General features: G+C 72.4%; 19 protein-coding genes and 1 tRNA gene. 11 read left to right on the top strand and 9 right to left on the bottom strand.

Going from position 1 to position 22632, the window contains the following annotated elements; all coding sequences use genetic code 11:
• The coding region (locus ACFVHV_RS37360; RefSeq protein WP_380357474.1) for a SpoIIE family protein phosphatase at positions 1 to 1916 on the top strand (1916 nt) is incomplete at its 5' end.
• Between the two features lie 81 nt (positions 1917 to 1997).
• Here ACFVHV_RS37360 and ACFVHV_RS37355 read toward each other — a convergent pair.
• Both ACFVHV_RS37355 and ACFVHV_RS37350 read right to left on the bottom strand, forming a co-directional pair.
• Entirely contained in the window at positions 1998 to 2690 is a 693-nt protein-coding gene (locus ACFVHV_RS37355) for a hypothetical protein (RefSeq protein WP_359912193.1), read from the bottom strand.
• A 275-nt stretch (positions 2691 to 2965) separates the two neighbouring features.
• Positions 2966 to 4795 carry a phosphatidylglycerol lysyltransferase domain-containing protein gene (locus tag ACFVHV_RS37350; protein WP_380357471.1) on the bottom strand — a complete coding sequence of 610 codons (1830 nt, stop codon included), beginning with the start codon at positions 4793 to 4795 and terminating at the stop codon, positions 2966 to 2968.
• Positions 4796 to 5135: 340 nt separating this feature from the next.
• Between ACFVHV_RS37350 and ACFVHV_RS37345 the strand changes: the two genes are divergently transcribed.
• Together ACFVHV_RS37345 and ACFVHV_RS37340 are read left to right on the top strand one after the other, a co-directional pair.
• Positions 5136 to 5786 carry a response regulator transcription factor gene (locus ACFVHV_RS37345; protein WP_359912234.1) on the top strand — a complete coding sequence of 217 codons (651 nt, stop codon included), beginning with the start codon at positions 5136 to 5138 and terminating at the stop codon, positions 5784 to 5786.
• Complete coding sequence (locus tag ACFVHV_RS37340) at positions 5783 to 6928, top strand: histidine kinase (RefSeq protein WP_359912196.1); 1146 nt, start codon at positions 5783 to 5785, stop codon at positions 6926 to 6928. The genes ACFVHV_RS37345 and ACFVHV_RS37340 overlap by 4 nt, the downstream gene beginning before the upstream one ends.
• Before the next feature lie 100 nt (positions 6929 to 7028).
• Here ACFVHV_RS37340 and ACFVHV_RS37335 read toward each other — a convergent pair.
• Positions 7029 to 7112: transfer RNA gene (locus ACFVHV_RS37335), tRNA-Leu, on the bottom strand.
• A 422-nt stretch (positions 7113 to 7534) separates the two neighbouring features.
• On the opposite strand from ACFVHV_RS37335, the gene ACFVHV_RS37330 reads away from it, so the two are divergent.
• From ACFVHV_RS37330 to pknB, 6 genes are all read left to right on the top strand, one after another.
• Positions 7535 to 8401: a DUF3662 and FHA domain-containing protein gene (locus tag ACFVHV_RS37330; RefSeq protein WP_359912199.1), complete on the top strand. Its 867-nt coding sequence runs from the start codon at positions 7535 to 7537 to the stop codon at positions 8399 to 8401.
• Positions 8402 to 8447: 46 nt separating this feature from the next.
• Positions 8448 to 9002 carry an FHA domain-containing protein gene (locus ACFVHV_RS37325; RefSeq protein ID WP_359912202.1) on the top strand — a complete coding sequence of 185 codons (555 nt, stop codon included), beginning with the start codon at positions 8448 to 8450 and terminating at the stop codon, positions 9000 to 9002.
• A gap of 54 nt (positions 9003 to 9056) precedes the next feature.
• Positions 9057 to 10673 (top strand): protein phosphatase 2C domain-containing protein, encoded by a 1617-nt coding sequence (locus ACFVHV_RS37320; RefSeq protein WP_359912205.1) that lies wholly within the window; start codon positions 9057 to 9059, stop codon positions 10671 to 10673.
• Positions 10674 to 10830: 157 nt separating this feature from the next.
• A complete protein-coding gene (locus tag ACFVHV_RS37315) occupies positions 10831 to 12210 on the top strand; it encodes an FtsW/RodA/SpoVE family cell cycle protein (RefSeq protein WP_359912237.1) in 1380 nt (459 codons plus the stop codon).
• Positions 12207 to 13664: a penicillin-binding protein 2 gene (locus ACFVHV_RS37310; RefSeq protein WP_359912208.1), complete on the top strand. Its 1458-nt coding sequence runs from the start codon at positions 12207 to 12209 to the stop codon at positions 13662 to 13664. Before ACFVHV_RS37315 ends, ACFVHV_RS37310 begins: the two co-directional genes overlap by 4 nt.
• A gap of 260 nt (positions 13665 to 13924) precedes the next feature.
• Positions 13925 to 16048, top strand: coding sequence for a Stk1 family PASTA domain-containing Ser/Thr kinase (gene pknB, locus ACFVHV_RS37305; RefSeq protein WP_359912211.1), 2124 nt, complete (start codon positions 13925 to 13927; stop codon positions 16046 to 16048).
• Between the two features lie 154 nt (positions 16049 to 16202).
• Here pknB and ACFVHV_RS37300 read toward each other — a convergent pair whose 3' ends face one another.
• The 5 genes from ACFVHV_RS37300 to ACFVHV_RS37280 all read right to left on the bottom strand — a co-directional run bounded on the left by ACFVHV_RS37300 (position 16203) and on the right by ACFVHV_RS37280 (position 19902).
• Positions 16203 to 17036, bottom strand: coding sequence for a class E sortase (locus tag ACFVHV_RS37300; RefSeq protein ID WP_359912214.1), 834 nt, complete (start codon positions 17034 to 17036; stop codon positions 16203 to 16205).
• A 37-nt stretch (positions 17037 to 17073) separates the two neighbouring features.
• Positions 17074 to 18165, bottom strand: coding sequence for a class E sortase (locus tag ACFVHV_RS37295; protein ID WP_359912216.1), 1092 nt, complete (start codon positions 18163 to 18165; stop codon positions 17074 to 17076).
• A gap of 5 nt (positions 18166 to 18170) precedes the next feature.
• Positions 18171 to 18833 (bottom strand): aminodeoxychorismate/anthranilate synthase component II, encoded by a 663-nt coding sequence (locus tag ACFVHV_RS37290; protein ID WP_380357461.1) that lies wholly within the window; start codon positions 18831 to 18833, stop codon positions 18171 to 18173.
• Between the two features lie 55 nt (positions 18834 to 18888).
• Positions 18889 to 19068: a hypothetical protein gene (locus ACFVHV_RS37285; RefSeq protein WP_049656795.1), complete on the bottom strand. Its 180-nt coding sequence runs from the start codon at positions 19066 to 19068 to the stop codon at positions 18889 to 18891.
• 69 nt (positions 19069 to 19137) lie between these two features.
• A complete protein-coding gene (locus ACFVHV_RS37280) occupies positions 19138 to 19902 on the bottom strand; it encodes a DUF881 domain-containing protein (RefSeq protein WP_380357458.1) in 765 nt (254 codons plus the stop codon).
• A gap of 168 nt (positions 19903 to 20070) precedes the next feature.
• Here ACFVHV_RS37280 and crgA point away from each other — a divergent pair, with 168 nt between their 5' ends.
• A complete protein-coding gene (gene crgA, locus ACFVHV_RS37275; protein ID WP_224283164.1) occupies positions 20071 to 20319 on the top strand; it encodes a cell division protein CrgA in 249 nt (82 codons plus the stop codon).
• 337 nt (positions 20320 to 20656) lie between these two features.
• On the opposite strand, the gene ACFVHV_RS37270 is transcribed toward crgA, so the two are convergent.
• Positions 20657 to 21550 carry a rhomboid family intramembrane serine protease gene (locus ACFVHV_RS37270; RefSeq protein WP_380357455.1) on the bottom strand — a complete coding sequence of 298 codons (894 nt, stop codon included), beginning with the start codon at positions 21548 to 21550 and terminating at the stop codon, positions 20657 to 20659.
• Between the two features lie 285 nt (positions 21551 to 21835).
• Between ACFVHV_RS37270 and ACFVHV_RS37265 the strand changes: the two genes are divergently transcribed.
• Complete coding sequence (locus ACFVHV_RS37265) at positions 21836 to 22573, top strand: DUF5324 family protein (RefSeq protein ID WP_380357452.1); 738 nt, start codon at positions 21836 to 21838, stop codon at positions 22571 to 22573.
• Positions 22574 to 22632 lie beyond the last annotated feature (59 nt).

Raw genomic sequence — 22632 nt, 5'->3', positions numbered from 1 at the left:
CCGGGCGGGGGCCCGCCGGCGGGGGCGCCGCTGGGGGCGGCGCCCCGCCCGTCCCTCCCCCCGCCTCCGGCCGGGAGGCACCCCCGCCCACCGCAGGAGCCCCCGCCATCGAGTACACCGCCGTCGAACCCCCCGCCAACGGCCATCCGTTGCCGCGCACCGACCAGGCCCCGCCCGCCACCGTCCCGGTCCCCGCGCCCGCGGCCGGGGAGGGCCCGCCCGCCGGACGGCTCGGCCCCTTCCTCACCAACGGGCAGGCCGGCGAACAGCTGGCCCTGCTGAACGAGGTCGGCGGCAAGGTCGGCACCACGCTCGACCTCGGCTTCACCGCCCACGAGCTGTGCCAGGTGCTGGTCCCCCGGATCGCCGACTTCGCCTGCGTGGACCTGGTGGACGGGCTGATCTCGGACTCCGAGCTGCCCGCCGCCCGCCCGGACGACGACACCATGCTGCGCCGGGTCGCCCTGGTCTACAACGAGACCGGCGGCGCCTGGGACCACGTGCTCTCCGAGGGCTCGCTGGTCAGCATGCCCCGCCGCACCCCGCCCGGGATGGCCCTGCAGCTGAACCAGCCGGTGCTGGTCCCGGTGGTCAGCCCGGACGTGGCGGTCGACTACGCGATCGCGCTCGGCGGCGCCCGGCTGGCCCCGGTGGTCACCGGCCGCTCGATGCTGGTCGTCCCGCTCTCCGCCCGCGGCACCGTGCTCGGCATCCTCAAGCTGCTGCGGCTGCCGGACCGCGCCCCCTTCGACGAGGGCGACGCCGCGACCTTCAAGGAGCTGGCCGCCCGCGCCGCGCTGTCGCTGGACAACGCCCGGCTGCACCGCGCCGAGGCGCGGGTCGCCACCACCCTGCAGCGCTCGATGATCCCGACCCGCCCGCCGCAGATCCCCGGCGTGCAGATCGCCCACCGCTACCTGCCCGGCGACCCCAAGGCCGAGGTCGGCGGCGACTGGTTCGACGCGATCCAGCTGCCCGGCAGCCGGGTCGCCCTGGTGGTCGGCGACGTGATGGGCCACGGCCTGCACTCGGCGGCCGCGATGGGCCGCTTCCGCACCGCCATGCAGACCCTCGCCGCCCTGGACCTGCCGCCCGGCCAGTTGCTGCGCCACCTGGACAACCTGGCCCACAAGCTCGGCGACGACCACCTCGCGACCTGCCTGTACGCGGTCTACGACCCGATCAACCGGACCTGCGAGCTGGCCAGCGCCGGCCACGTCCCGCCGGTCCTGGTGCACCCGGACGGCAGCGGCGAGCTGCTGGAGATCCCGGCCGGCGCGCCGATCGGCGTCGGCGGGGTGCCGTTCGTCGCCAAGACCATCGACGTCTCGGACGGCTCGATGCTGGTGCTCTGCACCGACGGCCTGGTCGAGGTCCGGGGCGGGGACATAGGGGCCGGCCTGGCCGCGCTCTGCGGCAACCTGATCGACCCCCGGCAGAGCCCCGAGCAGGCCTGCGACGAGGTGCTGCGACGGCTGCACTCGGACGACCGCAAGGACGACGTCGCCCTGCTGGTGGCCCGCTTCGACGGGGTCGCCCCGTCCGAGGTGGCGACCTGGGACCTCACCGTGGACCACCGCGAGGTCGGCCGGGCCCGCTCGCTGGTGCGCGAGCAGCTGGCCGGCTGGCACCTGGAGGCGCTCAGCGACACCACCGAACTGCTGGTCAGCGAACTGGTGACGAACGCCGTCCGGGTCGCCCGGGACACCGTGAAGCTCCAGCTGATCCGGGTGGACAAACTGCTCGTCGAGGTCAGCGACGACAACCACAACCTGCCCTCGCTGGAGCCGGCCGAGCAGCTCGGCGAGACCGGTCGCGGCCTCACCCTGGTCACCAAGCTCGCCGAACGCTGGGGCACCGCCCGCAAGGCGGTGGGCAAGGTCGTCTGGTTCGAGCTCCCGCTCCCGCACGCCTGACGGCCGCGCCGACGGCCGCCGGACGCCGAACGGCCGCGTACGGGCACCCGTACGCGGCCGGTGGAACGTCGTCGGCACCCGTCAGGGGATGACGGCGCCCGCCGAGCGGCGCCGCCGGGCCTCCACCGCGACCTCCCGCGAGGCGGCCGCGGCCACCGAGGCGGCGGCGCCGACCCCGGCCAGCACCCTCGGCCAGAAGTCCCCGAAGACCTCGACCGAGACGGCGATCAGCAGCGCGGTGACCACCGCGACCATGTGCTCCAGGCCGGCCAGGTTCGGCAGCACCACCGCCTCGCCGATCATCACCGCCACCACCAGGCCGCCGGTGAACCAGGCCCGGCAGCGGAACGCGATGCAGATCGCCAGCGCCACCACCGCGGCCGAGGGCCCGGTGTCCCGCACGTAGGCGACCCACTTCGGGAAGCCGAACAGGTGGTGCGGCCCGATCGCCACGCCGACCCGGGCGAACAGCGTGCCCGCCAGGGTGCAGGTGTAGGCGACCACCAGGGTCATCCGCCGGCCGAGCACGATCTCGGCGATCGCGAAGACCACGAAGACCTGGGCCAGCGCCCCCCAGACCGGAAGGTCCAGCGCCGGCACGTACAGCGAGAGCGGGGTTCGCAGCAGCGAGACGTCCAGCGGCAGCGCCGCCCGCACCACCCCGATGTTGTTGACGAAACGCTCTCCGCCCGGCAGGTGCTGGACGATGCTGAACAGCAGGATCAGAAACGTCGCGACCGTGGCCAGCGGAACGGCGGCGAACTTCTTTCGCACCACCGCGTCCCGGACCGTCGCGAACAACGTTCCCCACTCGGCGACAGCGGCCGATCCGGCGATTGCCAGCGGCCCCTTTCGCACGCCCCCCGCGTGGGTCCTGTGAATCACAACTTTCTCCGAATCCCCGAACTCTCGACTACTCCAACATTAGAAGCCTCTTAACAAAGCCACATCGGCACGGATGTGGAGCGGGGTCATCCTCTGGGGGGAGGCAATCCCCCCATCGGCCCCCCATTTCGACCGACCGGCCCCCTCCGCCCCCCGACGGAGGGCTACCCCTTCCCGTCCCGGGCCGCGACCGGGACCCGGGGCGCCACCACGGCGGCCCGGGCGTGCCGGCGGCGGAACAGGGCGGGCAGGCTCGGCGCGACGATGAAACCCTCGGCGCGCGCGCTCGCGATGCCGATCCGCGGAATCTCGCTGCTCTTCTCGAAGAGCAGGTAGCGCGGTTCCCAGATCGGCCGGTACTTGGCATTGGCGCGGTACAGCGACTCGATCTGCCACCAGCGCGAGAAGAATCCCAGGACCGAACGCCACAGCCGCAGCACCGGGCCGGCGCCGAGGCGCGAACCGCGTTCGAAGACCGAGCGGAACATCGCGAAGTTCAGCGAGACCCGCTTCAGCCCGACCTCCTCGGCGCGCTGCAGCAGCTCGATGACCATGAACTCCATCAGGCCGTTCTCGGTGTCCCGGGCCCGGCGCATCAGGTCCAGCGAGAGCCCGTCCGGGCCCCACGGCACGAAGCTGAGCAGCGCCTTGAGCTCGCCGTCGCCGTCGTGGCACTCCAGCATCACGCAGCGGCCGTCGCCCGGGTCCCCGAGCCGGCCGAGGGCCATCGAGAAGCCGCGCTCGGTGGCCCCGTCGCGCCACTCGTCGGCCTTGGCCACCAGCTCGGCCATCTCCTCCTCCGAGATGTCCTCGTGGCGGCGGATCCGCACCGTGTACCCGGCCCGCTTGACCCGGTTGTAGGCCTGCCGGACCACCCGCATCGCGCGGCCGTCCAGCGAGAACTCGTCCAGCTCGACGATCGCCTCGTCGCCCAGCTCCAGCGCGTCCAGCCCGTGCCGGGCGTAGATCACCCCGGCCTCCTCGGAGGCGCCCATCACGGCCGGCGCCCAGGCGTGCTCACGGGCCTCGGACAGCCAGGCGTCGATCGCGCCCGGCCAGGCCTCCGGGTCGCCGATCGGGTCGCCCGAGGCGAGCGAGACGCCGCCGATCACCCGGTAGGTGACCGCCGCCTTGCCGCTGGGGGAGAAGATCACCGCCTTGTCCCGGCGCAGCGCGAAGTAGCCGAGCGAGTCCCGCTCGCCCTGCTTGTCCAGCAGGCCGCGCAGCTGCGCCTCGTCCTCGGCGGTGAGCAGTTCCTTGCCGCGCGGGCTGCGGAAGGCCACGTACAGCACCAGCAGGAAGAGCACCGCGCCCATCGCGTTGATCGCGGCGTTCACCCAGGTCGGCGCGGCGATCACCGAGCGCAGGTGCTCGGACGGGGTGATCGTGATCATCCGGCCGACCGAGTAGCGGAACAGGTCCCAGAAGCCGGCGCCGGACAGCTCGTTGGTCAGCCAGACCAGCAGCGCGCCCACCCCGCCGCCGAACGCCAGCCCGGCGACGAAGGTGGCCGCCGCGGTCTTCGGGTTGGAGCTGTCGCCCTTGGACGTGAACTCCTTGCGCCCGATCAGCAGCGCCAGCACGAACAGGCAGGTCAGGACGGTGGAGATGTAGTTGAGCGGGTGGGAGTCGAAGCGCTCGTCCGGCACCAGCATGGCCGCCAGGTACAGCAGCGCGAACATCCCGCCGAGCGCCGTGTTGAAGATCCACGCGGCCCGCTTGCGCCGCCGCATCGCGATCGCGAGGAACACCGACAGCACCGCGCTGGCCAGGCCCGCGGTCATCAGGTACGGGGTGAAGTACTCGCCCTCGTTGTGCTCGTAGACCTGGTCGCGGAAGGGCACCAGGAGCACCGTCGCCACGTTCAGCAGCGCGATCAGCCGCAGGTACCAGACGGAGGCCGCGGCGGCCCTCGGACGCCAGCGGTCCAGCACGTCGCCGGGCCGGGGTCCGTGGGACGTGGCGGACGGCTCCGACTTCACAGTGGACGACACAGCTCAATTCCAAACGATCAGATGATGGGGCGCATCCGCAAACGGCCCGGCGCCGGGCGCCCGCTCGGGCCCGACGGACTGACCGGCGACCTCACCCGGCCGACCGCCCGATTGGAGGATGCGGCCGGAAAAGGGTCAGCCAACTCCATGTTTCCCCACCGAACCTGAGAATTGCGTGAACCGGGTAGCGGATTCCCACCCCCGCCGAACGGCGGGGGTGATCAGCCCCCGGCGTTCGGCACCCCACTCGCACAACCCCTACTCTCGAAACGACCCACGCGGACCGCCCCGACCCGGCCGCCCGAACCGAGGAGGCACCATCACCACCACCCGCGTGCTGATCGTCGACGACGAGATCCTGGTCCGCTCCGGCCTGGGCCTGATCGTCGGCTCCGCCGACGACCTGGAGGTGGTCGGCGACTGCTCCGGCGGACAGGCCGAGGAACACGTCCAGCGGCTTCGCCCGCACGTGGTGCTGCTCGACATCCGGATGCCCGACCTCGACGGCATCTCGGTGCTGCGCCGCCTGCGCGCCCTGCCCGAACCGCCCGCCGTGGCGATGCTCACCACCTTCGACACCGACGAGTACATCGGCACCGCGCTGCGGGCCGGCGCGGCCGGGTTCCTGCTCAAGGACACCGCCCCCGAGCAGCTGGTGCACGCCGTCCGGGTGCTCGCGGCCGGCGGCAACATCCTCTCCCCGACCGTCACCCGCACCGTGATCGGCGGCTACGTGGACGGCGGCGGCCCGGACGCCGAGGCCACCGCGCTCGCCCGCACCCTCACCGGCCGCGAGCTCGACGTGCTCGCGCTGCTCGGCGAGGGCCTGTCCAACGCCGAGATCGCCGACCGGCTCTTCCTCGGCACCGGCACGGTCAAGGACCACATCAGCGCGATCCTCGGCAAGCTCGGCGCCGCCAACCGGGTCCAGGCCGCCGTCCTGGCCCACCGGGCCGGGCTGGTCCGGCCCAAGCCCGGCGACGGGGCATGACGACCGCCGACCAACTGCCGTCCAGACGGCTGCCGGCCTGGTGCACCGCCCCCTGGCTGATGCTGCTGCTGCCCGTCCTCTACTCCCTGCTGGACGCCGCCCTGGTGGCCCGGGAGGCCGCCTGGTGGCAGGTGGCGCTGTCCACGCTGGCCGCCGTCGCCCTGTTCTGGCGACGGCGCTTCCCGGTGACCGTGCTGCTGCTCACCATGCCGGGCAGCTTCGTGGACGAGATCTGGCTGGCCCCGATCACGGCCGTCTACTCGGTGGCCGCCGAGCGCCCCCGCCCCCGGATCGTGATCCCCTGCGGCGTCCTGTTCGCCCTGGTCGAGTTCTTCCACTGGCCGCTGCCCGAGGGCGTCCTCGACCTCAGCCGCGCCACCGCGCTGGACGCCATCCAGGCCGTGATGCTGGCGGCCGGCCCGGCCGCCACCGGTCTGCTCGCCCGCACCCGGCGGGAGCTGGCCGCCCGCCTGGACGAGCTGACCCGCGGCCAGGAGCGGGAGAGCCGGCTGCTGGCCGAGCGGGTGCTGATCAGCGAGCGCGGCCGGCTGGCCCGGGAGATGCACGACGTGGTCTCGCACCAGGTCAGCCTGATCAGCATCCAGGCCGGAGCGCTCCAGGTGAGCAGCCCCGACCCGGCGGCCGTGACCGCCGCCCGCACCATCCGCGAGCTGTCCGTGCGGACCCTGGACGAGCTGCGCCAGATGGTCGGGGTGCTGCGCGGCACCGGCGGTCTGCCGGACGCCCCGCTCGCCCCGCAGCCCCGGCTGGCCGACCTGCCCCGGCTGATCGAGGAGAGCGGCCTGACCGCCGACTCCGAGCTGGTCCCCGGCGACCGCCCGTGGCCGGAGGCGGTCGAACGGGCCGCCTACCGCACCGTCCAGGAGGCGCTCACCAACATCACCAAGTACGCCCCGGAGGCGGCGGTGCACGTGCGGGTCCGGGCGAAGGGCCGCCGGCTGCGGGTCGAGGTCCGCAACGACGCGCCTCCGGTGCACCCCACCGAGACGCTGCCGGGCGGCGGCCACGGGCTCGTCGGCCTGCGCGAGCGCGCCCAGCTGCTGGGCGGCACCCTCACCGCCGGGCCGACCCCGGACGGCGGCTTCGAGGTCCGCGCCGAACTCCCGGCCAGCCGCGGCTGATCCGCCCCGGCCCGGCGAAGGCACCGGTGCCGGCGGCCGTCGGGCGGGGAGCGGACGACAAAAAAGCCCCGCAGATCCGTAGATCTGCGGGGCTTCGCTGTGCGCGAGGGGGGAGTTGAACCCCCACGCCCTTTCGGGCACTGGAACCTGAATCCAGCGCGTCTGCCTATTCCGCCACCCGCGCATGGGTGTTGTCCTCGTTGCCGACCGATCTTCCGGGGTGCTCGGTACCATCGGTACTTCGCACTTCCTTGGACCGGCCTCCCTTTCGGGCGGCCCTTCCGACATGGAAAACATTAGCACGACCTGGGGGGCTGCTCCGAATCCGTTGTCCGGGGACCCCGGTGACACCCGAACCAATGCCCGACGAACGCCCGTACGACTTCCGGAAGGGCGATCCGGCGGGCGCACCTGGCGTGCCGTACCCGAAATGCGTCACCCTGTGTGTCCGAGCCCACCCCCGGGCACCACACGGTCCGGGAACCGTACGGAAGGGCCCGGCGTGGATACGATCAGTACGGAAGTACCGCAAGTAGGAGGCGCGACCGGGTCCCGGGCGGGATCCGGCCGGCAGGCAGGCGAACGAACCCTGGAAGGGGGTGCCCCATGGGAGTGCTGAAGAAGTTCGAGCAGCGGCTCGAGGGTCTCGTCAACGGCACCTTCGCCAAGGTGTTCAAGTCCGAGGTCCAGCCCGTGGAGATCGCCGGAGCGCTGCAGCGCGAGTGCGACAACAACGCGAGCATCTGGAACCGCGACCGCACCGTCGTGCCGAACGACTTCATCGTCGAGCTGAGCCCGCACGACCACGAGCGGCTCAGCCCCTACTCCGGGCAGCTCGGCACCGAGCTGGCCGGCATGGTCCGCGAGTACGCGGAGGCCCAGCGGTACACGTTCATGGGTCCGCTCCAGGTGAACCTGGAGAAGGCCGACGACCTGGACACCGGGCTGTACCGGGTGCGCAGCCGCACCCTCGCGGCCGAGGAGCCCCCGCAGCAGCAGTACGCGCCGCCGCAGCCGGGCTACGACCGTCCGCCGGCCGCTCCCGCCCCCGGCGCACCGTGGCAGCAGCCCGGCGCCGGCCAGTACAGCGCGCCCCCGCCGCCGGCCGCGCCCCCCGCGATGCCCCCCGGCCCGCCCGCGCCCGCCGGCGGCAACGTCCGGGCCTTCCCCGGCGCCGGCCACGGCGGCGCCGGGATGCGCCGCTGGGTCGAGGTGAACGGCGCCCGGCACCAGATCACCGGCTCGGCCTGCGTGCTCGGCCGGTCGACCGAGGCGGACGTGCGGATCGACGACCCCGGGGTCTCCCGCAAGCACGCCGAGATCCGGCCCGGCACGCCCTCGATGGTGCTCGACCTGGGGTCCACCAACGGCATCGTGGTGGACGGACAGCACACCCAGCGCGCTACGCTCCGCGACGGCTCTCGAATCGTCGTGGGCTCCACCACCATCGTCTACCGGCAGGTCGAAGGGTAGTGTCCGAATTGTTCGCGCGCCTCGCTCACCGACTGGCGGGACGGCCATGTCAGAACTGACCCTCACGGTCATGCGGCTGGGCTTCCTGGCCGTGCTGTGGCTGTTCGTCATCGTCGCGATCCAGGTGATCCGCAGCGACCTGTTCGGCACCAAGGTGAACCCGCGGTCCTCCCGTCGCGGCACGAACGCCACGGCCGCCGGCGGCGCCGCCACCGCGACCGCCGCCACCGCCGCGCGCGCCGCGGCACCGGCCCAGGCCGGCCCCGCGGCGGGCCAGACCCAGGGCGGCGGGGGGCGCCGTCGCGGCGGCCCGACCCAGCTCGTCGTGGTGCAGGGCTCGCTGGCCGGCACCACGGTGGCGCTCCAGGGCCAGACCATCACGCTCGGCCGCGCGCACGACTCCACCATCGTGCTGGACGACGACTACGCGTCCTCCCGGCATGCCAGGATCTATCCGGATCAGACTGGGCAGTGGACGGTCGAGGATCTAGGCTCCACCAACGGCACCTATCTGGACCGGCAGCGCCTGACCGCGCCCACCCCGCTCCAGCCGGGCATGCCGATCCGTATCGGCAGGACCGTCATCGAACTGCGGAAGTAGTTGGCGCATGAGGGACAGCATCCCGTCCATGACCCAGAGGGGGGCACAGGTCGCATGACCCTGGTGCTGCGCTTCGCCGCCGGCTCCCACAAGGGACTGATCCGGGAGGGGAACGAGGACTCCGGCTACGCCGGGCCGCGGCTGCTGGCCGTGGCCGACGGCATGGGCGGTGCCGCGGCCGGCGAGGTCGCGTCCTCCGAGGTGCTCGGCTCGATCGTCCGGCTGGACGAGGACGTGCCGGGCGCCGACCTGCTGACCCTGCTGGGCGACGCCGTCCAGGGCGCCAACGACCGGCTCCGGCTGATGGTCGAGGAGGACCCGCAGCTGGAGGGCATGGGTTGCACCCTGACCGCCATGCTGTGGACGGGTCAGCGGATGGGCCTGGTGCACGTCGGCGACTCCCGCGCCTACCTGCTGCGCGACGGCTCCCTGGTGCAGATCACCCAGGACCACACCTGGGTGCAGCGCCTGGTCGACGAGGGCCGGATCACGCCCGAGGAGGCCGAGACCCACCCGCAGCGCTCGCTGCTGATGCGGGCCCTGGACGGCCGCGGCCAGGTCGAGCCCGACCTGTCGATCCGCGAGGTCCGGGCCGGCGACCGCTACCTGATCTGCTCCGACGGCCTCTCCGGCCCGGTCAGCCACCAGACCCTCCAGGACACCCTCGGCAGCTACTACGCGCCCGAGCAGACCGTGCAGGAGCTGATCCAGCTCGCGCTGCGCGGCGGCGGTCCGGACAACATCACCTGCATCGTGGCGGACGTCATCGACGTCGGCGCCACGGACACCATGAGCGGCCAGTTCAACGACGTCCCGGTGGTGGTCGGCGCGGTCGCCGACGCCCCGCCGTCCTCGGCCGCCGCCGACCGCTCGATCGCGGACACCCCGGCTGGCCGCGCCGCCGGCCTCGGCCGCGGCCCGCAGGGCGCCTTCGGCCCGGCCGAGGGCTACCAGGAGGGCTACGGCGCCGCGCACGGCGGCTTCGGCCCCGCCGAGGGGTACGAGGGCGAGTACGGCTCCGGCGAGCCCTCGGTGTACGGCACCGAGGACTTCGACGAGGAGCGGCCCGCGAAGCGCAAGCGCAAGGGCCTGACCGTCTCGCTGGCCGTCCTGGTCACGCTCGGCCTGCTCGGCGGCGCCGGCTGGTTCGGCTACCGGTGGACCCAGGACCAGTACTACGTCGGCACCCAGGACGACCACGTCGCGATCTACCAGGGCATCAACCAGAACCTGGCCGGTCTGAGCCTGTCCTCGGTGCACTCCTCGTACAGCAAGATCCAGCTGAAGTGGCTGCCCGAGGACCAGCAGGTCCACGTGAAGAAGACCATCTCGGTCGGCAGCATGAAGGACGCCCAGTCCACGGTCAACGAGCTCGACGGCTGGGTCCAGCTCTGCCAGCGGGCGGCGAGGGCGACCGCCCCGGCCGCCCCGCCGGCCACCCAGGCGGTGCAGGCCGCGTACCTGGCCACCACGCCCACCCCGACCGAGAAGAACCGCGGCCCGGCCGCGGCGACACCGACCACCTCGCCCTCGGGCACGCCGACGCCGACCGCTCCGGGGGCACCCGCCCCGGCGCCGAACACCACCCCTCCGGTGGCCGGCGCGCAGGGCGACCAGGCTCCGCTGACGGACGAGGAACTCAGCCGGGCCAACTCCTGCCCGAAGCAGTGACGTCCGTGATCCGACATAGGTCCGCCCCGAGCGGGCTTGCCGGCCGTCAGGGAGCGGTCACCACGTGAGCAGCTACGACCTGAGCGAAGAAACCACCCGGTCCGGCCGGCGCCGGGCGGCTGAACGTGCCGTCCCCCGCCGCCGGGGCAACACCACGATCTCCCCGCAGGAGACGCCCAACCGGCGCAACACCGAGCTGGCCCTGCTGGTCTTCGCGGTGCTGGTGCCGGTCCTCGCGTACGCCAACGTCGGCCTCGCGATGGACGGCAAGCTGCCCACCGGCATGCTCGGCTACGGGCTCGGCATGGGCGCCCTGGCGGTGGTCGCGCACCTGCTGGTGCGCCGCTTCGCGCCGTACGCGGACCCGCTGATGCTGCCGATCGCCACCCTGCTGAACGGGCTCGGGGTGGTGATGATCTGGCGGCTCGACAAGGCGGGCAAGCTGCTCAGGGGCAACTACCCGGCGGCCGAGAACCAGCTGATGTGGTCGGCCCTCGGGATCGCCGGCTTCATCGGGGTGATGGTGCTGCTGAAGGACCACCGGGTGCTGCAGCGCTACACCTACATCTCGATGGTGGTGGCCCTGGTGCTGCTCGCCGCGCCGGCCTTCTTCCCGTCCCGGGCGGAGGACTTCGGCGCCAAGATCTGGATCCGGATGGGCAGCTTCTCCATCCAGCCGGGCGAGTTCGCCAAGATCGTCCTGACGGTGTTCTTCGCCGGCTACCTGATGGTCAAGCGGGACGCCCTGGCGCTGGCCAGCCGCCGGTTCATGGGCCTGTACCTGCCGCGCGGCCGCGACCTCGGCCCGATCGTCGTGATCTGGCTGCTCAGCCTGCTGATCCTGATCTTCGAGAACGACCTGGGCACGTCCTTCCTGTTCTTCGGCCTGTTCGTGGTGATGCTCTACGTCGCCACCGAGCGGACCAGCTGGATCCTGTTCGGCCTGCTGATGTCGGTCGGCGGCGCCGTCGCGGTCGCCTCGACCGCCAGCCACGTGAAGGTCCGCATCGACGCCTGGCTCGACCCGATGGCCGCCTTCAGCGCGAACCCGCCGAAGGGCGCCACCGAGCAGATCGGCCAGTCGCTGATGGCGCTCGGCTCGGGCGGGGTCACCGGCTCCGGCCTCGGCCAGGGCCGCTCCTGGCTGATCGCCTTCGCGGCCAAGAGCGACTTCATCCTGGGCTCCTTCGGCGAGGAGCTCGGACTGACCGGCCTGATGGCGATCTTCCTGCTGTACGCGCTGCTGGTGCAGCGCGGCCTGCGCACCGCGCTCGCCGCCCGCGACCCGTTCGGCAAGCTGTTCGCCGTCGGCCTCTCCTCGGCGATGGCGATCCAGGTGTTCGTCGTGGCCGGCGGTGTCACCGGGCTGATCCCGCTCACCGGTATGACCATGCCGTTCCTCGCCCAGGGCGGTTCGTCCGTGGTCGCCAACTGGGCGCTGGTCGCGATCCTGCTGAAGATCAGCGACAGCGCCCGCCGGCCCGGGGCCGAACCGGCCCCGGCCGCCACCGAGGGCCAGGGAGGACCCGCCCGATGAACAAGCCGATCCGCCGGGTCTCGATCTTCTGCCTCGTCCTGATCCTGGCCCTGATGGTGCGCACCAACTGGGTGCAGGGCGTCCAGGCCGAGTCCTGGGCCACCAACAAGAACAACAAGCGCCAGCTGTACGACCGCTACGCCCACCCGCGCGGCAACATCATCGTCAGCGGCCAGCCGGTCACGAAGTCGGACTTCGTCGACGGCCTGCGCTACAAGTACAAGCGCTCCTGGGTCGACGGCCCGATGTACGCCCCGGTGACCGGCTACTCCTCCCAGGCCTACGGCTCCAACCAGCTGGAGAACCTGGAGGACGGCATCCTCTCCGGGACGGACGACCGGCTGTTCTTCCGCAACACCCTGGACATGCTGACCGGCGAGCAGAAGCGCGGCGGCGACGTCGTCACCACCATCAACGCCAAGGTCCAGAAGGCGGCCTTCGACGCCATGGGCAACAAGAAGGGCGCGGTGGTCGCACTCGACCCGAAGACCGGCGCGATCCTCGGGCTGGTCTCCACCCCGTCCTACGACCCCGGCACCTTCGCCGGCGGCGAGGCCGCCGACACCAAGGCGTGGACGGACCTCAACGCGGACCCGAACAAGCCGATGCTCAACCGGGCGCTGAAGGAGACCTATCCGCCCGGCTCGACCTTCAAGCTGGTCACCGCGACCGCGGCGTTCGAGAACGGCCGCTACCAGAGCATCGACGACGCCACGGACACGCCCGAGCCGTACATCCTGCCGAACACCACCACCCAGCTGAAGAACGAGAGCCCGAACGAGCGCTGCGAGAACGCGACCGTCAAGTCCGGGATGGACCAGTCCTGCAACACGGTCTTCGCCAAGATGGGCGCGGACCTGGGCAAGGAGCGGATGCGCGCGCAGGCCGAGAAGTTCGGATTCAACAGCACGATCGACACCCCGGTCCGGTCCGAGAAGAGCGTCTTCCCGGACAGCCCGAGCCTGGACGGCACCGCCCAGGACTCGATCGGCCAGCACGACACCCGCGCCACCCCGCTCCAGATGGCCATGGTCTCCGCCGCCATCGCCAACAACGGCAGCCTGATGCAGCCGTACCTGGTCGACCAGGAGCGCTCGGCCACCCTGACCACCGTCTCCAAGCACACCGAGAAGCAGTTCTCCCAGGCGATGAGCCCGGCCACCGCGCAGAAGATGCAGGACCTGATGGTCTCGGTGGTCGAGAACGGCACCGGCACCAACGCCAAGATCCCCGGCCTCCAGGTCGGCGGCAAGACCGGCACCGCGCAGCACGGCGAGGACAACGCGGGGCTGCCCTTCGCCTGGTTCACCTCCTGGGCCAAGACCGCGGACGGCCAGTCGGTCGCGGTCGCGGTGGTGGTCGAGGACGGTTCCCAGAACCGCGACGGCATCAGCGGCGGCCGGCTCGCGGCCCCGATCGCCAAGGCGGTGATGCAGGCCGCTCTCGGCAAGTAGGAGCGTGGATCCGAGGTGAGGGGAACGTCACGATCGCCGGCCCCGTCCGGATACCGGTCTGATATCGGCCGACGGCTGACTCCGGTCCGGTGCGGTGCGACCGGTAGCGTATCCGCCAGCAGCGGGTGTGCCCGTTGCCGCCCGCGAGGCACCGCACGGCTCGGCCGGAGAACCGGTCGCGGACCGCGCGGCGTCACCCAGAGCGTGCGGGGACACCTACGTCACAACCTCACCGGCGGGTGAGGGAGAGGGTCTGAACTATGGAAGAGCCTCGTCGCCTCGGCGGCAGGTACGAGCTCGGCGGCGTCCTAGGACGCGGCGGCATGGCCGAGGTGTACCTCGCCCATGACACCCGACTCGGCCGCTCCGTCGCAGTGAAGACGCTCCGGGCCGACATGGCCCGGGATCCGTCGTTCCAGGCCCGCTTCCGCCGCGAGGCGCAGTCGGCCGCGTCCCTGAACCATCCCGCGATCGTCGCCGTGTACGACACCGGCGAGGACTACATCGACGGCATCTCCATCCCGTACATCGTGATGGAGTACGTCGAGGGGTCCACGCTGCGCGAGCTGCTGCACTCCGGCCGCCGGCTGCTGCCCGAGCGCGCCCTGGAGATGACCATCGGCATCCTCCAGGCCCTGGAGTACTCGCACCGGGCCGGCATCGTGCACCGCGACATCAAGCCGGCCAACGTGATGCTGACCCGGCAGGGCAACGTCAAGGTCATGGACTTCGGCATCGCCCGTGCGATGGGTGACGCCGGTATGACCATGACGCAGACCTCGGCCGTCATCGGCACCGCCCAGTACCTCTCCCCCGAGCAGGCCAAGGGCGAGCAGGTCGACGCCCGCTCCGACCTCTACTCCACCGGCTGCCTGCTCTACGAGCTGCTGACCGTGCGCCCGCCGTTCGTCGGCGACTCGCCGGTCGCGGTGGCCTACCAGCACGTCCGGGAGGAGCCGCAGCCGCCGTCCGTCTTCGACCCCGAGGTGCGCCCCGAGGTCGACGCGATCGTGCTGAAGGCTCTCGCCAAGGACCGCGACTACCGCTACCAGACCGCCGACGAGATGCGCGACGACATCGAGCGCTTCCTCGACGGCCTGCCGGTGGCCGCCGCCCAGCAGGCCGCGTACGGCATGGGCGCGGCCGGGTACGGCTACGACCAGAACGGCTACCCGCAGCAGCACGACCCGTACGGGCAGACCAACGTGCTGCCGCAGCAGCCCGGCGGCGGCCCGACCACCGTCCTGCCGCAGGCCTCCGGGCAGCCCGGCTACGGGCAGCAGGGCGGCTACCAGGACGACGGCTACGGCCAGAACTACGCCGGCGCCGCGGGCGGCGGCAACGACGGCTACGACGACGGCTACGGCCGCGGCGGCGGCCGGCGGGGCGAGGACCCGCCGAAGAAGAGCAACACCTCCTGGGTCGTGCTGGCGGTGGCCGCCGTGCTGGTCCTGGTCGGCACCTTCTTCGTCGCCCAGGCGATGTTCGGCGACAAGGGCACCAAGGAGCCCGCGAAGGTCACCGCCCCGAACCTGGTCGGCAAGACCCTGGCCGAGGCCAAGACGGCCGCCGCCGGGACCGGCCCCAAGCTCGTGGTGACCGAGGGCGACAAGATCGCCTGCCCGGACGCCAACGTCAAGAAGGACCAGGTCTGCACCCAGACCCCGACGCCGGGCACCCAGGTCGCGGAGACGTCCACCATCACGGTGCAGGTCTCCTCGGGCCCGGCCAAGGCGCAGGTCCCCGGCGTGGTCGGCAAGCCCAAGGACCAGGCCGTCAAGGCGCTCGCCGACCTCGGCTTCACCAACGTCACCACCGAGTACAAGGACGACGACAACGCCGCGCAGGACACCGTCACCGCCCAGGACCCGGCGGCCAACGCGGCCGTCGACCCGAGCGCCGCGATCAAGCTGACCGTGTCGCAGGGCAAGGCCAAGGTGAACGTGCCGAACGTGGTCGGCGCCCAGAAGGAGGACGCGGTGGCCACCCTCCAGGGCCTCGGCTTCCAGGTGGACGCCTCGAAGACCGCGCCGGCCCCCGACCCGAGCAAGGTCAACACCGTCTCCTTCCAGTCGGTCCCGGCCAACACCAAGGCCCCGGCCAACACCAAGATCGCGCTGACCGTCTTCAAGGCGCAGGACAAGCCGCAGGTCCCGCCGCTGCAGAACGTCAAGCTGAGCGACGTCGGGCCCCAGCTGCAGAAGCTCGGCCTGACCTACATCGTGGTCAGCGGCCCTTCGGACCCGAACGCGACGGTGCAGCAGACCAACCCGCCGGCCGGCACCGCGGTCGACCCGAACACCCAGATCCAGCTGTACACCAAGGCGGCCGAGCCGCCCAAAGGGGGCGACCCCACCACCGCACCCCCCAAAGGGGACCACTAAGCCTCCGATATTCCCCTGGTTCGGCTGAACCGGGGGACCAGCAGCACGGAGCACGCCCGAGGGCCCGCCGCAACGCTTGCGGCGGGCCCTCGGGCGTTCCGTACCCGGCCCCGGAAGGGTCCTCGGAAGGTCCCGAGGAGGCCTGTGAGGGGCCTCAGGGGCGCCGCAGCTCCGGCGGCGGGGTGCGCTTGGCGTCCATGTCGTCGACCCGCACCAGGCTGCCCCAGACGGCCATCCGGTAGCGCGAGGTGTACACCGGCGTGCAGGTGGTCAGGGTGATGTAGCGGCCGGGCCCGGCGTAGCCGGAGCGGGCCGGGACGGGCGCCACGATGCCGGTGTCGTACTTGGACGTCTCCGCCAGGGTGCTGTCGACCTTGTAGACGTACCACTTGTCCTGGGTCTCGACCACGACCGCGTCGCCCTGGTGGACGGCGTCCAGGTCGTGGAACTTGGCGCCGTGGCCGTCCCGGTGGGCGGCCAGCGCGAAGTTGCCCTCCTGGTCCCAGGGCATCGCGGCCTTGTACGGCTGCTCGTACACGCCCGCCACGCCGTCGTCCAGGACCTCGGTGGAGGTGCCCAGCCGGATCAGCACCTGGAAGTCCCTGCCCATCGCCGGGACGTGCAGGAAGCCGACGTCGTCCCCGACCGCGAACTGCTTCGGCGCGGCCGTGGGCGCGGCGCCGGGGGCACCGGACGCGCCGGGGGCCGGGGCACCGCCGGGGGCGGCCGGGGGGCCGGGGTTCGGGCCCGCGGCCCAGCTGCCGCGCAGCCGGTCCGCGGCCGCCGAGGCCGAGCGGTCCGCCTGCACGTTGGTCCACCACAGCGAGTAGGCCACGAACAGGCCGAGCACCAGGCCCAGGGTGATCAACAGCTCGCCGAAGACGCCGAGCGCGGCCAGCGCCCGGATCCGGCCCCGCCCCGCCCGCGGCTCGGGCGGGGGGAAGGCCTCCTGCGCCGGTTCGGCCGACTGCGCGGTCTCGTCCTGCATCTGCGGTGTTCCCCCTCCGGGCCGGGCGGCCGGGCGGCTACCCGCCCGTGATCGCGGCCGGCTTGCCCTGGGCACGCGGCCGTTCCTCGATCATCTTGCCAAAGACGATGAGACGGAACTTGGAGGTGAACTCCGGGGTGCACGTCGTCAGCGTGATGTAGCGGCCGGGACCGGTGTACCCGGCGCCGTTCGGCACCGGCTTGATGACGCTCACGTTGTTCGGGGAGGTCTCCGGGATGCCCCCGGTGACCTCGTAGGTGTAGTACCCGGCGGCGGTCTCCACCACGATCTTGTCGCCCTTGCCGAGCTGGTTGATGTACCGGAACGGCTCGCCGTGGGTGTTGCGGTGGGCCGCCAGCGCGAAGTTGCCCGCCTTGTCGCCCGGCATGCCGGTGCCGCTGTAGTGGCCGACCAGGCCGTTGTCGAGCACCCCCGACTTGGAGGTGCCCTCGGCGATCGGGAACTTCAGCCCCAGCTTGGGCAGGTAGATGATGGCGAAGCCCTTGCCGGGCTCGAACACCTCGGGCTTGTTCGGGTCCGGGGCCGGTTGGCCCGGCTGGACGGGCGGGGCGACCGCGTTGAACTGCTGCTCCAGCTTGTTGCGGGCCCCGTCGGCGGCCTCGTCGGCCTGCACGTTGGTCCACCAGAGCTGGTACGCCACGAAGAGCAGCATCACCACGCCGAGCGTTATGCACAGCTCGCCGACGCCCCGGGCGGCCACCACGAGCAGGGACTCCTTGGGACGCACCCGCCCGGCGGCACGGCCGCCCGCCCGGCGCCGGCCGTTGCCGGAGCGCAGCGAGGTGCGGCCCTGGGCGGCGCGGCGGCGCTCGGCCCGGCCGCCGGTGGGGGCCGGTTCGGCGGCCGGCGCGCCGAGGTCCGGGGGCAGCCGCAGCTGGAGGGTCTGGTCGGGCAGCCAGGGGTACTCGGGCCCGTCCACCAGGGGCTCCTGGGCCTGCTCGTAGACGCCCCAGGCGTCCTCGGGCACGGTCTGTCCCGGGTGCTGCCCGTGGGGCGCACCGCCGGTGCCGTCCTCCTGGCCCGGGTACCCGGGCCCGCCGTACTGCTGCACGGTGCCGTACGGGTCCGCCTCCGGCTGGAAGCGCCGCTCCGGACGCAGCGCGGTCACGCCGGTCAGCCCCGGCCGATCACCGGGGCGAGCCCGGCCGACCGGTCGACCGCCTGCGGGAAGCCGCACTCCGCGAGCCAGTTGGCGAGCATCCGGTGCCCGCCCTCGGTGAGCACCGACTCGGGGTGGAACTGCACGCCCTCGACGGGCAGTTCACGGTGCCTCAGGCCCATGATCACGCCGCTCCCGGTGCGCGCGGTGACCACCAGCTCGGCCGGCACGGTGGCCGGCTCGACCGCGAGCGAGTGGTAGCGGGTCGCGGTCAGCGGCGAGGGCAGGCCCTCGAAGACCCCGCCGTCCTCGTGCTCGACCGGCGAGGTCTTGCCGTGCAGCAGCTCGGGCGCCCGGCCGACCACCGCGCCGTACGCGGCCGCGATCGACTGGAGGCCCAGGCAGACGCCGAACACCGGCAGCCCGATCTGCGCGCAGTGGTGCACCATCTCGATGCAGACCCCGGCCTCCTCGGGGGCGCCGGGCCCGGGGGAGAGCAGCACTCCGTCGAAGCCCTCCTCACCGGAGCGGCGGACGGCGTGCTCGACGGTCACCTCGTCGTTGCGCACCACCTCGCAGGTGGCGCCGAGCTGGTACAGGTACTGGACCAGGTTGAAGACGAAGCTGTCGTAGTTGTCCACCACCAGGATGCGGGGCGGGGTCGTCCGGGTCGTCATGCGCGCGTGGTCTCCGTGGGGTGCGGTGCGGGAAGGGAGTGCCGGGCCCGCCGGCTCAGCCGGTCGCGGCGCCGTCGCCGCCGTCCACTGTGACGTCGCCGAAGGGGAGCAGCGGTTCCGCCCACGGGAAGACGTAGGTGAAGAGGAGGTAGACGATCCCCAGGACGAGGAGCAGCGAAATGACGGCCCGGACCAGGGTGTTCCCCGGGAGGTGACGCCAGATCCAGCCGTACATGGTGCTCCCTCGACGTAGCGGACTGGGTTAAAGAGTAGACCCGCCGTGCACGGCCGCGGGGCCGGTCCGCTACTGCTGCCCGCCCGCCGACCGCAGCTCGGTGGTGCCGGAGTAGCCGGGCAGGTTCAGCTCGCCGCTCTCCTGGACCTTCCAGCCCAGCCCGTACGCCTGGACGTACTGGAGGTACTTGCGGATCGTCGGGTCCGCGTCGACGGCCGAATGCAGGGCGTCGGTCCGGCCCACCGCCTTGACCACGTACGGCGGGGAGTAGACCCGGCCCTGGAGGAGCAGGGTGTTGCCGACGCAGCGGACGGCGCTGGTGGAGATCAGGCGCTGGTCCATCACCTGCACGCCCTCGGCGCCGCCCCGCCACAGCGCGTTGACCACGGCCTGGATGTCCTGCTGGTGGATGACCAGGTCGTTGACGCGGGGCTCGGGCACCCCCGGGATGCGCGCGGTGGCGTTCGGCGGGGCGTCGTTGAGGGTGACGGTCAGGCCGCCGCCCTGGAGCGGCTCCAGCGCGGCGTCGGAGCGCAGGCCGTCCAGCTGCGCGGTGTCGGCGGGGTCGTGGCCCTGCTGCTCGGTGAGCTGCTGGGCGCGGGCCTGGAGGTCGGCGAGCTGGGACTGCGCCTGCTGGTTCTGCGCGCTGCGCTGGCGGACCACGTCGCCGAGGCTGAGCAGCGAGTTGTCGGTCCGCAGGTCGGTGCCGCGGGCGGTCTGCGCGCTGATGTAGAAGAGCAGACCGGCGAGCGCGAAGACGGCGCAGGTCAGGGCACGTCCGACAATTCGGGTGCCGGAACGGCGGGTAGGGGCCGACTCAGGGGGAATCGACAAATTAGTCACCGTACCCTTATCTCCTCAAGACCCGCCGAGCCACTACGCTAACGGACGCCGGTGGCATGTGGCGGAGCGGTCCCCAGGACGTTCTCCACGGCCGACCGCAGCCGATTCCACCCGCTGCACCCTGCGCGGTCTCACAGCGCATCGACAGGAGAGCTCCTCGTGCCGAAGTCTCGACTCCGCAAGAAGTCCGACTACACCCCGCCGACGACGGCCGCGGTGAAGATCAGTTCGGGCCGCAGTTGGGTCGCCCCACTGATGCTGGCGCTGTTCCTGATCGGCCTGGTGTGGATCGTCACCTACTACGTGACCAGCGGCACCTACCCGGTCGAGAGCTGGCGGAACTGGAACATCCTGGTCGGCTTCGGCTTCATCGCCGCAGGGTTCGGCGTCTCCACCCAGTGGAAGTGACGGCCCGCCCGTCCTGAGGCTCTGATTCGAGCCGTTTCCCGCCGCTCCGGATCGCTCGTCCCGGGGCGGCGGTCAGGCGTGCCCGGAACCGGTCGGGAATCCGGTCGTTTGTCCCCACGATCGGACTGGCGTGCTTATCCACATGGTTATCCACACTGGGGAAAAGTCTCCCCAGCCTGTGGATAACTTTCCCGGGCGGGGCCGTGCACAGCTGTGCACAACTCCCCGGAAACGAGAAAACCGCACAGCAGGACACGCGTAGAACAGCAGTCCGCAACCGGGTGGCCGCACAGCCTGTGCACAACCCCGCACCCGCTGTGGACAAACGTCCGGGCGGTCAGGCCCCGTAGAGGGCCATCCCGGTCAGCAGCATCCCCGCCTCGACCGCCACCGCGCCCGCCACCGCCAGCGCCTGGACCGGGCCGCGACGCTCGCGCGGGGCGTACATCAGGCCGGCCGCGGTCAGCGCGCCGAGCACCAGCCCGCCGACGTGCGCCCGCCAGTCGATGCCCGGGCGGGAGAAGGTGACGACCAGGTTGAAGACCAGGAACGCCATCGCCGGGCCGAGCGGGCCCCTGTTCCGCAGCTGGAGCACGATCGTGGCGCCGATCAGCCCGAAGACCGCCCCGGAGGCGCCCACCGAGTTCATCCAGTCGCCGGCCACCAGGAAGGCGAAGGTGCTGCCGCCCAGCCCGGAGACCAGGTACAGGGCCAGGAAGCGCAGCCGGCCGAGCGCCTCCTCCAGCGTCGGGCCGAGCCAGAACAGCACCAGCATGTTCATCCCGACGTGCCACCACTCCAGGTGCAGGAAGGTGGCGGTCAGCAGCCGGTACCACTGGTCCGGACCGTCGGCGATGCCCGCGGGGCCGCCGAGGATGTCCCGCCCCGCGCTGAACAGCGACCAGGTCTGGCCCAGCCGCGGGGTGAGCACGTAGGCCGCCAGCACCCAGACCACGACGTTGAGGCCGATCAGCACCCGGGTGACCAGCCCGCCGTCGGCGGCCAGGGCGCCGCCGAACCGGGTGGTCGCCCGACGCGTCCCGGCGTGGCCGTCGCCGACGCACTCCGGGCACTGGAAGCCCACCGAGGCGGTCACCATGCACTGCGGGCAGATCGGCCGCTCGCAGCGGGTGCAGGAGACCCCGGTGGGGGTCCGCGGGTGCCGGTAGCAGCCGGGCGGACCGGTCTCCGGGGACCGATCGGCCGACGGCCGCGGCTCGTCCGGGAGCATCAGCGGAGTCCCCTTCCCGTACACGACCTCCGAAACCGCCAGCCTACTGCCGCGTGCCCGCTCCCGGACCGGCTCCCCCACAACCGCCCGCCCGCCGCACGGGACCGGGTACCGCCCGCCCCTCCGCCCCCGCCCGTCGCCGCCCGTCGCCGCCCCGCGCCCGCCCGCCACCCCGCGGGGCCCGCGAACGGCCCACCCCGACCTGCCGTCGGACAAATCAGGATGCATGATCAGCATTCAGGTGGATATGTGCATATAGGACGCCACCCAGGAGGAGAGAGACTCGTGAGCTTTTCGGATTCGGCCCGAGAGACGGCCACCAGGACCCGGGACACCGCCGCACACTTCGCGGACGGCGCCAAGCAGCGCCTCGGCCCCGCCTTGGACGCCTTGGGCCCGAAGGCCGCGCTGGCCGCCCACAACCTCCGCATCCAGTACGACAGGCATCTCGCCCCGCAATTCGGCCATGCCTTCGCCAGCCTGCCGCCGGAGGCCCAGCAGAACGTCCTGAAGGCCCTCCACCGGGCCCAGGAGGCCGCTCTGGCGGCCCGCCTGTCCGCCGCCCGGGCCGCGGACCAGGCCCGCACCACCGTGGCCCCCAGGGTCGCCCAGGCGGTCGAGGAGGCCCGCGCCACCGTCGGCCCGGTCGCCCACGAGGCCCAGACCCGCGGCGCCGCCGCGCTGACCGCCCTCCAGGGCAACGTCAGCTCGGCCGAGATCAGCGAGCTGGCCGCCCGGAACGCCAGGAAGAAGGACTGCAACCGCCTGGCCACCGGCCTGGCCGTGGCCGGTCTGCTGGCGATCGGCGGCGGCATCGTGGCCTGGCAGTGGTGGCGCCGGCACAGCAACCCGGAGTGGCTGGTCGAGCCCCCGGCACCGCAGGAGCCCCGGCCCACCGGCGCGCACGCCGCGTCCGCGCCGGTGAACGGCTCCGGCCCGGACGCCGGCGCCGAGAGCACGGACGGGGCCCCGGTCGGCGAGAACGACGGCCCCGCCGCCGAGGACGGCCCCGGGCCGCGCTGACCGGGCGGTGACCGCCCGGAACCGCCGTTCGGCCGTGGACCAGGATCCTGGTCGACGGC

Origin of the sequence: Kitasatospora sp. NPDC127116, from assembly GCF_042677365.1 — a bacterium.
Classification (GTDB): Bacteria; Actinomycetota; Actinomycetes; order Streptomycetales; family Streptomycetaceae; genus Kitasatospora; species Kitasatospora lactacystinica.
The sequence above is the reverse complement of the archived record's forward strand: the minus strand, read 5'-3'. Positions and strand labels throughout refer to the sequence as shown.